This window comes from Pimelobacter sp. 30-1 (assembly GCF_018831735.1).
GTDB lineage: Bacteria > Actinomycetota > Actinomycetes > Propionibacteriales > Nocardioidaceae > Nocardioides.
On the sequence record NZ_NHTS01000004.1, the window covers coordinates 225,367 to 241,188 of the forward strand.

9 protein-coding genes are annotated in these 15,822 nt (G+C 74.8%); 1 reads left to right on the forward strand and 8 read right to left on the reverse strand.

Features of this window, described 5'->3' with window-relative positions:
• Window positions 1-13: 13 nt before the first annotated feature.
• The 5 genes from CCO04_RS10875 to CCO04_RS10895 all read right to left on the reverse strand — a co-directional run bounded on the left by CCO04_RS10875 (window position 14) and on the right by CCO04_RS10895 (window position 6,726).
• Complete coding sequence (locus CCO04_RS10875; protein WP_215814167.1) at window positions 14-1,213, reverse strand: acyl-CoA dehydrogenase family protein; 1,200 nt, start codon at window positions 1,211-1,213, stop codon at window positions 14-16.
• Entirely contained in the window at window positions 1,210-2,352 is a 1,143-nt protein-coding gene (locus CCO04_RS10880; protein ID WP_215814168.1) for a CaiB/BaiF CoA-transferase family protein, read from the reverse strand. The genes CCO04_RS10875 and CCO04_RS10880 overlap by 4 nt, the downstream gene beginning before the upstream one ends.
• Complete coding sequence (locus CCO04_RS10885) at window positions 2,349-3,833, reverse strand: aldehyde dehydrogenase family protein (RefSeq protein ID WP_215814169.1); 1,485 nt, start codon at window positions 3,831-3,833, stop codon at window positions 2,349-2,351. Before CCO04_RS10885 ends, CCO04_RS10880 begins: the two co-directional genes overlap by 4 nt.
• Window positions 3,830-5,164, reverse strand: a complete 1,335-nt coding sequence (gene gabT / locus CCO04_RS10890) for a 4-aminobutyrate--2-oxoglutarate transaminase (protein WP_215814170.1) — start codon at window positions 5,162-5,164, stop codon at window positions 3,830-3,832. The genes CCO04_RS10885 and gabT overlap by 4 nt, the downstream gene beginning before the upstream one ends.
• A 104-nt stretch (window positions 5,165-5,268) precedes the next feature.
• Window positions 5,269-6,726, reverse strand: coding sequence for a PucR family transcriptional regulator (locus tag CCO04_RS10895; RefSeq protein WP_215814171.1), 1,458 nt, complete (start codon window positions 6,724-6,726; stop codon window positions 5,269-5,271).
• Window positions 6,727-6,851: 125 nt separating this feature from the next.
• Here CCO04_RS10895 and CCO04_RS10900 point away from each other — a divergent pair, with 125 nt between their 5' ends.
• Window positions 6,852-8,168 (forward strand): MFS transporter, encoded by a 1,317-nt coding sequence (locus CCO04_RS10900; RefSeq protein WP_215814172.1) that lies wholly within the window; start codon window positions 6,852-6,854, stop codon window positions 8,166-8,168.
• A gap of 17 nt (window positions 8,169-8,185) precedes the next feature.
• On the opposite strand, the gene CCO04_RS10905 is transcribed toward CCO04_RS10900, so the two are convergent.
• The 3 genes from CCO04_RS10905 to CCO04_RS10915 all read right to left on the reverse strand — a co-directional run bounded on the left by CCO04_RS10905 (window position 8,186) and on the right by CCO04_RS10915 (window position 15,802).
• Window positions 8,186-11,911, reverse strand: a complete 3,726-nt coding sequence (locus CCO04_RS10905; protein WP_215814173.1) for a hypothetical protein — start codon at window positions 11,909-11,911, stop codon at window positions 8,186-8,188.
• Window positions 11,912-12,042: 131 nt separating this feature from the next.
• On the reverse strand, window positions 12,043-14,934 hold the full coding sequence (locus tag CCO04_RS10910; protein WP_215814174.1) for an AAA family ATPase: 2,892 nt from the start codon (window positions 14,932-14,934) through the stop codon (window positions 12,043-12,045).
• Window positions 14,935-14,959: 25 nt separating this feature from the next.
• Entirely contained in the window at window positions 14,960-15,802 is an 843-nt protein-coding gene (locus CCO04_RS10915) for an alpha/beta fold hydrolase (RefSeq protein ID WP_215814175.1), read from the reverse strand.
• Between the last annotated feature and the right edge of the window lie 20 nt (window positions 15,803-15,822).

Below are 15,822 nucleotides of genomic sequence, written 5' to 3' on the forward strand. Positions count from 1 at the left end.
CCCGCGCTGACCGTCAGCGGAAGGCCGCGTGCCCGGTCATCGCCTGACCGACCACCAGCGTGTGCATCTCGACCGTGCCCTCGTAGGTGAGCACCGACTCCAGGTTGTTGGCGTGCCGGATCACCGGGTACTCCAGCGAGATCCCGTTGGCGCCGAGCACCGTGCGCGCGGTCCGGCAGATCTCCAGCGCCTCGCGGACGTTGTTGAGCTTGCCGAGGCTGACCTGCTCGGGGCGCAGCGTGCCGGCGTCCTTGCGGCGGCCGAGGTGCAGGGCCAGGAGCACGCCCTTGGTGTACTCGAGGTTCATGTCGACGAGCTTCTGCTGGGTCAGCTGGAAGGCCGAGATCGGCCTGCCGAACTGGACCCGCTCGTTGGCGTACGACAGCGCCGCCTCCAGCGACGAGCGGGCCGCGCCCATCGCGCCCCAGACGATGCCGTAGCGCGCCTCGTTGAGGCACGACAGCGGTCCCTTGAGGCCGCGGACCTCCGGGAAGGCTGCCGCGTCGGGCAGCCGGACGCCGTCGAGCACGATCTCGCCGGTGACCGATGCGCGCAGCGACTGCTTGTGCTTGATCTCGGGGGCGGAGAACCCCGGCGTCGTCGTCGGTACGACGAACCCGCGCACCCCCTCGTCCGTCTGCGCCCAGACCACGGCGACGTCGGCGACCGAGGAGTTGGTGATCCACATCTTCCGGCCGTCGAGCACCCAGTCGGAGCCGGCTCCGGCAACCCGGCGGGCCCGAGTGCGCATGCTGCCCGGGTCGGAGCCAGCGTCGGGCTCGGTCAGGCCGAAGCAGCCGATCGCGTCGCCGGCGGCCATCCGGGGCAGCCACTCGGTCTTGTGCTCCTCCGAGCCCCAGCGCCAGATCGCGTACATCGCGAGCGAGCCCTGCACGGAAACGAGCGAGCGGATGCCGGAGTCGCTGGCCTCCAGCTCGAGGCAGGCCAGGCCGTAGTCGGTGGCCGACATGCCGGCGCAGCCGTAGCCCTCCAGGTGCATGCCGAGCAGGCCGAGCGAGCCGAGCTCCTTGGCCAGGCCGCGCAGGTCGTCGATGGTGCCGCGCTCGAACCAGTCGGCGACGTGGGGGTCGATCCGCTCGGCGCAGAGCTGGCGGACCGACGAACGCACGGCCTTCTCGTCGTCGCTCAGCAGGTCGTCGATGCCGGCCGGGTCGAGGGGCTCGAAGGGAGGCAGGGTGGTCGAGGTGCTCATCGGGAGTTCTCCTTGCTCAGCATGCTGCGGATGTCGTCGTTGTGCTCCCCCAGCCGAGGCGGAGCGGAGTAGGTGGTCACGGGCGTCTGCGAGAACGTGATCGGGCTGCGCACCTGGCGAGGTACGCCGGCGCCCACGTCCACGGTCGGCTCCAGGCCGAGCCGCTCGGCGAGCGCGAAGCCGTCGGCGACGGTGCCGACCTTGCCGGCCGGAAGGCCGGCTCCGGCCAGGCGCTCCGCCCACGCGTCGACGGTGTCCGTGGCGAGCGCAGTCTCCAGGGCGGCGACGAGGTCGGCGCGGTGGGCGACCCGGTCGGCGTTGGTCCGGAAGCGGGCGTCCTCGGCGAGCCCCGGGATGCCCAGAACCCCCACCAGACGGGCGAATTGGGCGTCATTGCCGCAGCAGACCGCGAGCGCTCCGTCGGCCGCGGCCAGCGTCTCGTAGGGCGCGATCGAGGGGTGCTGGTTGCCCATCGCGCGCGGCGCCTCCCCCGTCGTCAGGTACGCCGACGCCTGGTTCGCGAGCGAGCCGAGCAGGCTCGACAGGAGGTTCACCTCCACGCGCTGCCCGCGTCCGGTCGCGGTCCGGGCGTGCAGGGCGGCGAGGATGCCGGTGACCGCGTCCTTCGACGTCAATACGTCGACCAGCGCGACGCCCGCCTTGGTCGGCTCCCCCGGCGGCCCGGTCACGCTCATCAGCCCGCCGACGGCCTGGACCAGGAAGTCGTAGCCCGCGAGCTCGGCCCCGCCGCCGCTGCCGAAGCCGGTGATGGACGCGTAGACCACGCCCGGGTTGGCGGCCGCGACCGCGGCGTACCCGAGGCCGTGGCGCTCGAGCGTCCCCGCCTTGAAGTTCTCGATGAGGACGTCGCAGCGCGCGGCGAGCTCCCGGGCGACGGCGAGGTCGGCCGGGTCGGCGAGGTCGAGCTCGACCGACTTCTTGGAGCGGTTGGCGCACGCGAAGTACGAGCTGGACGTCTCGGTCCAGGGCGGCCCCCAGTGCCGGGTGTCGTCGCCGACGCCGGGTCGCTCGACCTTGATCACCTCCGCGCCGAGATCGGCCAGGGTGGACGCGGCGAGGGGGCCGGCGAGCACCCGGCTGAAGTCGGCGACGAGGACGCCGTCGAGGGGGCCGGTCACGGCCGCTTCCCGTCGACGCGGCGCGGGAGGCCCCACGGGTTGGCGGCCTGCGCCTCCGGCGGGAGCCAGGCGTCGGGCGCGGACTGGTAGGCGACCGGGCGCACGAACCGGGCGAGTCCCGCGGCTCCGACCGAGGTCACGGCCGGCGCGGAGGTCGCCGGCCACGGGCCGCCGTGCTGCTGCGCCCAGGTGAACGCGACGCCCGTGGGCCACGCGTCGACGGCGACCCGGCCGACCTGGCCGCTGAGCAGGCCGACGACCTGCCCGGCCTGGTCGTCCTCGGCACCGCCGGTGAACACGCTCGCGGCGAGCGACGGCTGGAGCCGGCCGAGGACGGCGGCGAGGTCCGCGGTGTCGGCGTACTCGACGACGAGGACGACCGCACCGAAGGTCTCCTCCAGCAGCCGGCTCCCCGGTGCCAGCGCGGCCGCCGGGGCGGCGAGGACGGCAGCCGGTGCGGACCACCCGGCCCCCGCGGCCGGCACTTCGGCGATCACCTCGGCACCCGCCGCCACCATCGCGGCGAGGCCGGTGCGGACGCCGTCCGCGATCGCGCTGGTCAGCATCACGGGCTCCGGAGCAGCGGACCGCAGCGCGTCCGCGACTGCCTGCGCCGCGCCCGCGCCGGCCGGGGCGAGGAGGAGTCCGGGCTTGGTGCAGAACTGCCCGCTGCCGAGCGTGAACGAGCCGACGAGACCCTTCGCGACGGCCTCGAAGTCCCGGGCGCCGGCCGCCGTGACGACGACCGGGTTGACCGTGCCCATCTCGGCGTACACGGGGATGACGACGTCGCGCTCGTGGGCGATCCGCCACAGCGCCATCCCGCCCGCCTGCGAGCCGGTGAAGCCGACCGCGGTGATCTCCGGCGCCCGGACGAGGTCGACACCCACCTGGTGGCCGCTGACCACGGCGAACGTGCCGCGCGGGGCACCGGCCGCGGCGAGGGCCTCGCGCGCGATCTCGGCCTGGCGCACCGAGAGACCGGCGTGGGCCGGGTGCGCCTTGGCGACGACCGGACACCCGGCCGCGAGCGCCATCGCCGTGTCGTTGCCGAGCACGCTGAACGCGAACGGGAAGTTGCTCGCCCCGAAGACCGCGACCGGACCGAGCGGCCGGTTGACCCGCACCAGCCCGGGCGTGGTCGCGGTCGGCTCGTCGACGGTGACGTCGACGTACGAGCCCTCGGCGGCGACCTCGGCGTAGAAGCGCAGCTGTCCGGCCGCGCGCGTCACCTCGCCGGTGAGCCGCTCCGAGCCGAGCGCCGTCTCCAGGTCGGCCAGCCGGGCGAGCTCGTCGCGATGGGACTCGAGGGCGTCCGCCACCGCGTGCAGCCAGGTACGGCGCTGCGCCGGGCTCGTCGCCGCCAGCACCGGCGCCGCGGCCGTCGCGGCGGCGAGGACCGCCCGCAGCTCGGCGTCCTTCGTGTCGGCGACCGTCGCGACGACGGCACCCGTGCGTGGGTCGAAGGAGGTGACGCTCATGCCAGGCTCCGCACCGCGTCGACCAGCACGTCGAGCGCCTCGTCGAGCAGGTCGAACGGGATCACCAGCGGCGGCAGCAGCCGGATGACGTTGCCGAACGTGCCGCAGACCAGCGTCAGCACGCCCTCCTGGTGGCAGCGCTCGGCGATCGCCTTGGCCAGCTCGGGGGCCGGCTCGGTGGTGCCCGGCTTCACGAGCTCGATCGCGAGCATCGCGCCACGGCCGCGCACCTCGCCGACGACGCTGCCCGGCGCGACGAGCTGCTCCAGCCGGGGCCGCACCCGGTCCTCGATGGCCCGAGCCCGGGCGACGAGGTCCTCGGACTCGATCACGTCGAGGGCCGCGAGCGCGGCAGCGCACGCGACCGGGTTGCCGGCGTACGTGCCGCCGAGGCCGCCGGCCGGGACCGCGTCCATCAGCTCGGCGCGGCCGGTGACCGCGGCGAGCGGCATGCCACCGGCGAGCGCCTTGGCCGTGGTGATCAGGTCCGGGACGACGCCCTCGTGCTCGCACGCGAACATCGCGCCCGTCCGGGCGAGCCCGGTCTGGATCTCGTCGGCGACGAACACGATGCCGTGCTCGGTCGCGAACTCCCGGACCGCTGCGAGGTAGCCCGGCGGCGGCACGATGAACCCGCCCTCGCCCTGGATCGGCTCGGCCACGATCGCCGCCACGTTGGTGGCGCCGATCTGGGTCGTGACGATCTCGCGCAGTGCGGCGAACGCCTCGTCCGCGGCGCGCTCGGGACCCGACGGCCAGCGGTACGGGTACGGCGACGGCACCCGGTAGACCTCCGGCGCGAGCGGCCCGAAACCCTGCTTGTACGGGACGTTCTTCGCCGTCATCGCCATCGTCAGGCTGGTCCGCCCGTGGTAGGCGTGGCCGAGGACGACGACCGCGCTGCGCCCGGTCGCGACGCGGGCGATCTTGATCGCGTTCTCGACCGCCTCGGCGCCGGTGCTGAACAGCGCGGTCTTCTTCGCGTGCTCGCCCGGCGTGAGCCGGTTGAGGGCCGCGGCGACGTCGACGAAGCCGTCGTACTGGGTGACGAGGAAGCAGGTGTGCGTGAACCGCTCGGCCTGCTCGGCGATCCGGTGCGCGACCTCGGGGTGCGCGGCGCCCACGCTGGTCACCGCGATGCCGGAGGCCAGGTCGATGATGTGGTTGTCGTCGACGTCGACGATGATCCCGCCGCCGGCGCGGTCGACGAAGACCGGCATCGTCGTACCGAGGCCGTCGGCGAGCTCGGCCTGGCGTCGGGTCTGGCGCTCGCGCGAGCGGGGGCCGGGGATGGCCGTCGCCAGGATCCGGCGCTGCTGCGGCATCGACATGGTGCTCCCTCCGTGGTGGACGAGAGCGACCGTAGGGCGCGCGCGGCGCAGCGTCTTGGGCGATCCTGACGAAATCGACGACGGTTCTGTCGGAATGCCGAAGATCAGCGGGTCAGGCCGCGGTCCCGCAGCGCCAACCAGGTCTCGGCGGCGACGTCGGGGTCGTCGAGGTCGAGGCCCAGCACCTCGACCGCGCGGTCCACCCGGTAGCGCAGCGTGTTGCGGTGCAGCCCGAGCGCGTCTGCGGCGGCACCCCAGTGCCCGCGGTGCCGCAGGAAGGCGACCAGCGCCGCGGCCTGCTCGGCGCCCGCCTCCGCGACGAAGCGGTCGACCGCCGCGGCCACCGTCCGGGCGGCGTCGCGGCGCAGGTCGACGCTCGCGCCGGGCTCGAGCGCCTGAGCCTCCTGGACCAGCCGCGCCCGCACCACCCCGGCGCCCTCGACCGCGACCAGGTCCGAGAGCACCAGCACCGCCGACGGGTCGACCGCGTCGAGCCGGCGGCGCAGGTCGGCGACCGGACCGTGCCCGGCCGGCAGGAAGAACCACGCCGACGTCCGGTCCTCCAGGACGCCGAGCCCGCCGGGGCACCACCGCTCGACGACCTCGAGCAGCACCTCCGTGTCGCGCCCGCGGACCACGAGCACCGCGACCTCACGCGCGGGCGGCGGGCACTCGCTCACCGCCGCGAGACGGCGGGCCGCGTCGACCAGCCCGAGGTCGAGGAGCAGCGCCACGCAGCGCCGGGTCGCCGCCGTCGCCGACGCGACCTGCCGTCGGCGCACGGCGTCGAGGCTGAGCAGCGCCACCGCGGTGTGCACCACCTGGCGCTGCACCGCGTCCATCTGGCGCCGGCCACCGGCCGCCAGGAAGCCCACCACCTGGCTGCCGACGGCGAGGGGGAAGACGACCACCACCCGCTCGCCCACCACGAACGACGCCGAGGAGTGCACGCCCGCGATCTCCAGCCGCGCGACCTCCGCGGCGAGGACCTGCAGCTCGTCGGCCGCGACGTCCGGCTGCGCCAGCGCCACCTCGCCGTCGGCATCGAGCAGCACCGCCCACCCGTCCAGCCACCGCGCCAACCGGCCCAGCACGGCGGTCGCCGGGTCGGGCGCGGTGGCGGCCTCGACCAGCGACCGGTGCGCGGTGACGACGTCGTGGAGGCGGCGCTCCGTCGTCCGGGAGCGGGCGGTCCAGTAGGCGCGGGAGACGACGAGGAAGGGCGTCGCGGCCGGGACCACGAGCAGGGGGACGCCGAGCGCCCGGCAGGCGTGGACCAGGCTCGCGGGCGCCGTGCGGTGCACGGGGCCCAGGCCCAGCGCGAGGGCCGAGACCCCCGCGGCCCGCACCCGCTCGACGTACGCGGTGCAGCCGGCGTCGTCCGCGGGCAGCGCCAGTCCCGTCGTCAGCAGCAGCTCGCCCCCCGACAGGTAGGCCCCCGGCTCCAGCAGCTCGCTGATGTGGACCGCCGTCACCTCGGTGGCCGGCGCCTCGAAGCCCGCCGCGGGCACCAGGTGGTGGCCCAGCGTGGCGCACAGCGACGCGACGGTGGGGACGGGCATGGCGGACCTTCGGCGAGGGGACCGGGACGTGCCCGCAGGCTATCCGCCCCGGTCGGTCGCGCTCATCTCGACACATACCCCCTAGGGGTATATGCTCGGGCCATTCGACCAGGAAGGGGAGCGCCGTGAGCGTGTTCCAGATCCGCGACTACCGCCGGCTGTTCAGCGCCCAGATCATCGCGCTGTTCGGCACCGGGCTGGCCACCGTCGCGCTCGGGCTGCTCGCCTACGAGCTCGCCGGCCCCGACGCCGGCGCGGTCCTCGGGACGGCGCTGACCATCAAGATGGTCGTGTACGTCGTCATCGCCCCCCTCGCCGCGGCGTACGTCGACCGGCTGCCCCGGCGCCTGTTCCTGGTCGCCCTCGACGTGGTCCGCGCCGGCGTGGTGCTCGCGCTGCCGTTCATCAGCGAGGTGTGGCACATCTACGTGCTGATCGCCGTGCTCCAGTCGGCGTCGGCGGCGTTCACCCCGACCTTCCAGGCCGTCATCCCGGACCTGGTCACCGACGAGGCCGACTACACCCGCGCCCTCTCGGCGTCCCAGGTGGCGTACACGATGGAGAGCCTGCTCAGCCCGGTCCTCGCCGCCGTCGCCCTGACGTTCCTGACGTTCAACTGGCTCTTCGTCGGCACCTCGATCGGCTTCGCGGCCTCCGCCTGGCTCGTGCTCTCGACCCGGATCCCGAACGCCCGCCCCAGCACCCACACCAACGCCTGGGACCGGGTCGCCTCCGGCACCCGCCTCTTCGCCCGCATCCCCCGCCTGCGCGGCATCCTCGCCCTGAACCTCGTCGTCGCCGCGGCCGGCGCGATCGTCGTGGTCAGCACGGTCAACTACGTGCGCGACGTCCTCGGCGGCAGCCAGGCCGCCGTCGCCTGGATGCTCGCCGCCTCCGGGACCGGCACCCTCCTCGTCGCCCTCGCCCTCCCCCGCGTCCTCGACCGGGTCGCCGACCGCGCCGTGATGATGGCCGGCGCGGGCGTCCTCGTGGCCGGGGTCGTCGGCGCGGTGACCCTGACCGCGACCGACGCCACCTCCTGGGCCGCCACCGCCGTCGTCTGGGTCCTGATCGGCGGCGGCATGGCCCTCATCGTCACCCCCACCGGACGCGTGCTGCGCGGCGCCGTCGAGCCCGACGCCCTCCCCGAGGTGTTCGCCGCCCAGTTCTCGCTGTCCCACCTGGCCTGGCTGGTCACCTACCCCATCGCGGGCTGGGTCGGCACGAACGCCGGCCTCACCCCCGCCTGGTCGATCCTCGCGGTGCTCGCGGCGGCCGGCGCGGTCGCGGCGCTGGTGCTGTGGCCGCGCGGCGCCGCGGTCCCGGTGTCGGTGCCGGTCGCGGTCCCGGGCGAGCCGGCGCCGGCGCCGGTGCCGGTGCCCGACCTGGTCGGTGCGGGCACCCTCGCCGCGGCGCAGTGCAGCTGCGTCCGGCCGGTCTGAGCCGGGTCCGGGTCAGGTCAGCGGGTCACCCGGAGCGTGGCCTTGCCGCTGGCCGCCGAGGTCATCCCCCGGACCACGACCTTGACCTTGCCGAGGCGGGCCTTGCGCGGGATGCGGACCGTGACCCGCACCGTCCCGTTCGTGGCCACCTTGCCGGTCGCGACCTTCGTACCGCCGATCCGGAGGACGTACCGCTCGCCCGGGACGAGGCCCTTCGCCGCCACCAGCACCTTGGCGCCGCGCGCCTTGGGCTTGCCCGGCACGGTGACCTTCACGCCGCCGGCGGCGGCCTCGGCCCGCCAGACGGCGCGCGCCGTCCCGACCGCCTGGTCGGGTGCCACCACCCGGACCTCGAGTCCGTGGTTGCCCTTCTTCAGCGGCAGGGTCAGCGTCCCGTTGCCGAAGCAGGGGACCGCGGCCGCACCGTCGACCGAGCACCGCACCTGGTACCCGCTGTACGGCGGCTGCACGGCGTCGCGGTCGCGCAGGGCCAGGCGGTAGCGGATCATGCCCGCCGGGGCGTCGATCCGGGTGAGCGTCGGGTCGACGAACCGGGTGCCCAGCTCGACCGCGTAGGCGCCGTCGTCCGACAGCGGCTGGGTCGCCGACTGCAGGTAGGTCGACGCCACCAGCACGTCGCTGTAGCGCTCGGCCGGCCACGGGAACCGCGCGTTCGCGGCACAGGGCTTGTCGAAGATCACCCGGGGCCCGGCCGTCAGCCGGCACTTCACGGTCCCGGTGAACGTGCCGTAGGCGGCGCCCTCGTCGGCCAGCACCTGCGTGACCTGCACCCGGTAGTCGGGATAGGTGTTGCGGTACTGGCGGTCGAGGAACTCCGACGGCGTGCCCCGCAGCACCGCCCGGTAGCCCGGCTCCTTGGCGGCCTTGACCTCCAGGGTCGCCAGCGCGGGCGCCGGCCGGAGCGCCTTGCCGAGCGGCTCCTGCTCGAAGGGGAAGTAGAACGTGTACGCCCCGATCGCGTCCGCCTGCGGCGTCCCGGCGAGCTGGAGGTACCAGCGCCCGGCGCGCTTCTCGATGTCGGCGTGCACGCCGGCCGGCAGCTGGTCGGCGATCGCGGAGACGTACGGCAGGATCGTCAGCTTCTGGCTCTCGGTGAGCAGCGGTGAGGGGAACACCTCGACGAGGTCGACCCGGGAGAAGGTGCCGGCCGGCATCACCGCGGACGGCGTCAGGTCGTCGTAGGAGGGCCGGTGGTCGCCGGTGATCGGGAACACCCGGGTGACCGCGTTCCCGTAGCCGTTGCTGATCCGCACCGTCACCTGGGGCAGGAAGTCCTGGTCGTCCGGGATCCGGTACGTCGGGGACCCGCTCCACTGCGGGTTGACCGGTGGCGCCCCCGGCGCCGGGACCGGGAGCGGTCCGGTGTCACAGGTGTCCGCGCCGACGTTGACGCACTGGACCGTGTAGTTCCGCACGACCTTGTTGCCGCGGGCGTCGTCGGCCCACTCCACCTGGACGTCGAACGTGTCGGTCGGGGTGTTCTGCTTCATCCGCAGGTCGAGCGACAGCGAGCCGTCGAGGACCCGGTCGTCGCGCACCGTGGGCGGGTCGCTGGCACTGGTGCCGGTGATCTCCGGCTCGGGCGGCAGCACGGTGAACTCGACCCGGCCGGCGGCGTGCTGGACCGGCGAGGTGTCGGCATAGTCGACGATCGCGCGGTAGCGACCGGGAGCGCTGAGCTTGACCGGGAAGCCGGGCGAGTTGGCCGGTACGCCGGCCGGCATCGGGATGGTCTGCGCGACCGCGCCCGACTCGTCGAGGCGCTGGAGGGTCCAGGCGAAGGTGCCCGATCCGTCGGCGGTGTCGGACAGGTTGGCCTTCAGCCGGACGTCGGTTCCGGCGACCATCGAGCCCTGCGCGCTGGGCACGACCGAGATCGGCGGGAGCACCGGCTCGGCAGCAGCCGCGTCGAGCCGGACGGTGCGGGTCGCGAAGCCGATCGACGAGAGGGTCCAGGTGTCGCTGACCGTCGGCTCGAAGTTCGCGCCCTCGACGATCGGCTCCTCGCCCGCGGCGAGCGGACGGGTGTGCACGAACCGGGTCTTCGCGGAGCCGCCGGGGTTGAGGTCGCGCCACAGCGAGACCATCGCCGAGCCGCCGGACGGGGTCCGGTACCGCAGGCTCGTCCGCGGCTCGTAGACGTTCGTGGGAGGCTCGCCGAGGTACTGCGTCGCGACGAGGAGCCAGCCGCGGGCGACCTTGACCCGGTAGCCGGAGACCTGCTTGCCGGTGCGGTCGCGGGTGCCGTCGGGGGCCAGCACGACCAGCGGGTCGTAGACGGTGCCGTTGCCGTCGTCGGTGAGCTTGAGGTCGCCCTCCGTGGTCGTCCCGGCCTCGTTCCACCCGGTCAGCGGGTCGGGCACGAGCTCCCCGTCGCCGTCGAACATCATCCACTCGTAGGTGTTGGAGGCGAGCTGCCGGTTGAAGTCCTCCTGGTGGATCAGCGCCTTCTTCGCCGGGTCGGCCGGGTCCTGCGGGCCGTCGTCACTGGCGTAGTCCAGACCGGCGTAGTCGGCCTGGCTGGCCTCGATCCCGAACGGGTCGTCGTTGGCGACGGCACCGGTCACCCGGCGGCGCAGCTCGATGCCCGGCTTGGCGTCCTCGACGATCTTCCAGATCGCGATGGCCGCGACGAGCGCCGCGATCACGACGGCGGCGACCACCGAGGCGACACCACCACTGGCCAGGGTCCAGGTGATGACGCCGTTGGTGCTCGCCTCGCAGTACCAGATGTGGATCAGCGCCAGGTTGAGCGCGGTGATCGCGGTGCCCGTCGCGCCGCCGACGGCCAGGGCGGCGCCCAGGCTGCCGAGCGTGACGTAGTTGTCCATCGTGTCGCCGAGCATCCGCACGACCTCGGGGTCGCTGCCGTGGGCCACCAGCGGCGAGGGGTTGCGGTAGCTCGCCCACGCGTCGAAGACCTCGACCGGGGGCGTGTTGTTGATCAGCTTGAAGGCCTGCACGAGCTGGTTGGGCAGGCAGGCCTGGCTCGCCGCGACGTCGTTCGCGACGTACGGCAGGCCCGGCGGCGGGGCCGGCACGGGGTAGCCGCAGGGGTTCGCGGACCACAGGTCGTACTCGCGCAGGGCGCGCTTGGACTTCGCGACCAGCTTGGCCTTGTAGATCTCCTCCAGCGCGACGTAGGCCCGGTCCTCCTGGGGCGACATCGGCTCGCCATACAGCTTCTTGTCGAGGATGCTGTTGATCCGCATCGCCACGAACGCGCGGATCTCCGGGCGCGCGTAGCTGCGCACCAGGTCGTCGGCCCGGACGCCGTGCGTGCGCGCCACGCTGCTCACCGCGTCGTCGATGATCCAGTCGAGGTCCGAGCCGGGCAGGCCGCTCTCCTGGGTGGGGGCGTCGGTGATGGTGATCGGACCGAGCTGGGTGTCGTCGGGGTAGACGAGCTGGTCGGAGGTGCCGAGGCAGAAGGCCGCGTCGGTCCTGCCCTGGATGCATTGCTGGGTGGTCGGCGCGGTGCCACCGGGGTTGGTGACCGTGATCGACCCGGTGCCGATGTTCTCGTTGACCGTCAGCGGCGGGACGCTCGTGCTCGCGACCAGCGGGTTGGTCTGGATCAGGATCGTGTCGTCGTCCGGCGGAGCCTCGCTCGTCACCCGGGCCGTGGCCGGGGCGGCCGCCTGGGTCGCGGAGAGGACGAGTGCGGCGGCGAGCACGAACAGCCCGGTCCGACGTGGCTGGTACCTGTGCTGGATCCCCACGATGCAGCTCCTCGCTCATCCGTGCGCCGCCCGGTCTGCCGGTCGGTCCGCGCGTCGAGGCTAGGAGTCCCGGCGGCCCCGGACACCGCGCTCGGACGAGTCGGTGGGCAGTCGGTGGGTCGGTGCAGCGCTCAGCCGAGACGCGCGAGGTCGTCGTGGACCCGGGCCTCGGCCGCCGGGCACGGCACGGCCCGCGCCCGGGACGCCGTCTCCTCCAGGATCCGCGCCGCCGCCTCGCGGTGACCGCGGACCGCCAGACAGCGCGCCTGCACCCGGTCGGCGTCGAGCCCGTCGATCACGTTGCGGGTGGCCGCGGCCCGGCGCTGGGCCCGGGCCACGAGGACCTCTGCCCGGTCGAGGTCGGCGGCACCGCCGAGCGCGAGACAGGCCTCGGCCGCGGTGCCGAGCAGCATCACGTCGTGGATCTGGGTCGGGGCCTCGACGGTGAGCCACGGCTCGAGCCGGGCCAGCGCCGTGCGCGGGTTGCCGGCCTCCAGCTCCAGGGCCGCGCGCCGCGCCTCGACGTACGCCTCGAACTCGAAGGTGAGCAGGTTGGGCGCCGACGCCGCGTCGTCGAAGCAGATCGCGGCGCCGGCGACATCGCCCTGGGCCGCGCGCAGGACGCCGAGGTAGGCGGGCGGGATCCCCGAGAAGAGGGTGCGGGCGTGGGCCCGGGCCAGGTCCATGGCGGTCTCGAGGTGGCGCTGCGCCTCGTCCCAGTCACCCCGGTAGAACGCGGTCAGCCCCGCATTGGCCAGGTGCAGCGCCTCGGCATCGGTGTCACCCGATCGGCGCGTCACCTCCAGTCCCCGCACGGCCATCGCCCGCGCCCGGTCGAGCTCGCCGCGCATGGTGAGAGTCCACTGCAGCGCGAGGATCGCGCCGCTCTCGACGTTGGGGGCGTCCACGCTCCGGGCGAGGGTCATCGACCGGGTGAGCACCGCGACCGCCTCGTCGGGCTCGTCGAGGAACAGCAGGCTGGTGCCGCGCAGCGCCTCGGCGTCCGCCTCGCTCGCGACCGCCTGCTCCTGCCGGGCCAGCGCGGCCGCCCGGGTGCCCGCCTCCAGGCTCGGCCGGCGCTGGCCCAGCGCGAGCCGGACCCGGGCCAGACCGACGGTGAGCGCCGACAGCCCCGGGACGTGCTCGTCCGGGCCGCTCTCCTGCTCCAGGCCCGCCAGCACCTCCGCGAGCCGGACGGCGCCCGCCTCGCCCTGACCCCGCCGGTACTGGGCCTGGGCCAGCAGCCCCTCGGCACGCAGCCGGGCGCCGAGGTCGCCGAGCCGGCGGTGCTCGTCCGCGGCCCGGCTGAGGTGGTCGACCGCCTCGTCGTACCCGGCCGTGGTGAGCTGCACCTGCCCCAGCCCCTCGCGAGCCGCGGCCGTCGCCGCCTCGTCCCCGACCTCGGCGGCGAGCTCCAGCGCGTGGCCGTAGTGCCGCAGGGCGTCGCCCGGCGAGTGCAGCCCCGCCGCCACGTTGCCCGCGAGGAGCAGGAACGGCACCGCACGGCCCGGCTCACCCCCGGCCTCGAGGTGGCGGGCGATCTCCGTCGACCGGCGCCGTCGTACGGCGGCGGGCCGGTCGGCGAGACGCGCGCCGACCTCCCCGTGCAGGCGGCGGCGGGCGATCGGGGACAGCCCGGCCGAGAGGGTCTGCCGGGTCAGGCTGTGGTCGAAGGCGTAGCGGCCGCCCTCGACCGTGAGCAGCCCCGCCGCGACCGCCTCGTCGAGCGCCTGCTCGAGGCCCGGCTCCTCGGCCAGGTCGGCCGGATCGAACACCTCGCCGAGCACGCTGCCCGCCTCGAGCACCCGCTGCGTCGCCGGCGTCAGGCGCTGGACCCGCTCGACGATCGCCTCGCTCACGCTCGCCGGCACCACGAGCTCGTCGATCCCCCGCCCCACCCAGGCGCCGTCCACGCGGGCCAGGTCGCCCCGCTCGGCGAGCGCCGCCAGGGTCTCGACCACGAAGAACGGGTTGCCGTCGGTCTGGCGGTGGACCAGGGCGCTGAGCTCGCCGGCGACCTCCGCCTCGTCGAGCCGGTCGGTGATCAGCCGGGCGGTGTCCGCGGGCTCGAGCCGGCGTACGGGCACCACGCGGACCAGTCCCTCGCGCTGCAGCGCGCGGCCGAGGCGTCGTACGGGATGGGTGAGGCCGACCTCGGTGTCGCGATAGGTGCCCACCAGCAGCACCCGGTCACCGGGGGTGTGCCGGGCCAGGTGGGTCAGCAGCTCCACCGTGGCGACATCGGCCCAGTGCAGGTCGTCGACCAGGATCGCGACCGGCTGCTCGGCGGCGAGCTCGCGCACGAAGCCGGCCACCGCCCGGTGCAGCCGCTGCGCGGCGTCCGGCGCCGTCGCCGCCGCCGCGACCGGCGGCAGCCGGTGCGGCAGCAGGGTCACCAGCGGCGGCCAGCGATCGACCACACCATCGCGCTCCGGAGCCCGGGCACCCGCCTGGAGGGCGGCCGCCACGTCGAGCATCGGCGCGAACGGCATCTCCCGCTGCGGCTCGTAGCACCGACCGGTCGCCACCAGGAAGCCCTCCCGAGCGGCGTGGAGCGCCAGCTCCTGGGCCAACCGGGTCTTGCCGATCCCGGGCTCGCCGGCCAGCAGCACCACCTGCCCCCGCCCCCCGGGCACCGCACCGACCGCACCCACCGCCTCGGCGAGCGCCGCCCACTCCCGCTCCCGGGCCACCAGCCGCGCCACCGGAACGGCCCCGAGGTACCCGCCGGTCGGCAGCGCCCCCTCCCCACCCGGGTCAGCCGGGTCAGCCGGATCCACGCCCCGGCGCGCCGCCCGCAGCAGCTCGGTGCGCTGGTCCTCGGTCAGCCCCAGGGCATCGGCCAGCAGCCGCACCGTGCTGGCGTACGGCGAGGTGTTGATCCCGCGCTCGAGATTGCTGACCGTCCGCACCCCGACCCCCGAGCGCTCCGCCAGCTCGGCCTGGGTCAACCCGGCGGACTCCCGCCAGCCGCGCAGCACGACCGCGAACGCCGCCAGACGTCGCGACGACGGGGCTGTCATGGCGCACCACCTCTCGGGGCGCAGCCTAGTCAGGTGCGAGCCCCTCCGTCCGGTGGACGAGCCTGCGCACCTCGTCCACGATCAGCTCCGGGTCGGTGAGCGGGACGTAGTGCCCCGAGCGCTCCGCGAGCACGTGCCGCCCGTACGGCGACCGCGCCGCACGGACGGCGTGCGCGGCGTTGGCCTCGGCCCGGATCGCCGCGCTCATCCCGTCCCCCGTGCGGGCGCCCGAGACGACGGTCACCGGGATCTCCCGGCTGGTCGCCATCACCCGGACGGTGAAGGCCTCGGCCAGCAGCGCGGGCCGCACGTCGTCCGGGGCTGATCGCACCAGCCCGCGGTAGAGGAGGCGCAGCAGGCCCACCCTCGCCAACGCGCCGCCCACGGTGAGGGCCGTGCGCTCCAGGCGCCGGAAGCCCGGACCGAACAGGACCGCCGCCGCCTCGTCGGTCGGGTCCACCAGCACGAGTCCTCCGACCCGGGCCGGACGCCGCGCCGCGGCCAGGCGCACCAGGGGGCCACCGGCGCTGTGACCGACCAGGACGAAGCGGCGGCCGGCCGTTCCGTCCTCGAGGTGATCGAGCAGGTCGTTGAGGTCGTCGGCCATCCGGCTCAAGGTCCGGCCGGCCGGGTCAGGCGCGCTGCGGCCCAGTCCGGACCGGTCGTAGGCGACCGCGGTCGCGAAGTCCGCGACCGGCGGCTGCACCGCGGCCCACGACCAGCGGGCCGCCGCGCCCGCCTCGAACACCACCGTGACCGGGCGCCGGTCCGCGGCGGTCGGCGACCGGGCCGGGAGGACCACCGCGTGCAGGGTCCGGCCGTCGCGGGTGGGCGCCCAGGTCGACTCGCCCTGCGGGGTCTGGCTCACGGGTCTCCTCATCGCGGCCG

What these genes read in the sequence shown, in the direction of transcription:
- CCO04_RS10875 (WP_215814167.1), bottom strand. Translation starts at nt 1,213, where the DNA reads ATGAGCACCTCGACCACCCTGCCTCCCTTCGAGCCCCTCGACCCGGCC.
- CCO04_RS10885 (WP_215814169.1), bottom strand. Translation starts at nt 3,833, where the DNA reads ATGAGCGTCACCTCCTTCGACCCACGCACGGGTGCCGTCGTCGCGACG.
- gabT (WP_215814170.1), bottom strand. Translation starts at nt 5,164, where the DNA reads ATGTCGATGCCGCAGCAGCGCCGGATCCTGGCGACGGCCATCCCCGGC.
- CCO04_RS10895 (WP_215814171.1), bottom strand. Translation starts at nt 6,726, where the DNA reads ATGCCCGTCCCCACCGTCGCGTCGCTGTGCGCCACGCTGGGCCACCAC.
- CCO04_RS10910 (WP_215814174.1), bottom strand. Translation starts at nt 14,934, where the DNA reads ATGACAGCCCCGTCGTCGCGACGTCTGGCGGCGTTCGCGGTCGTGCTG.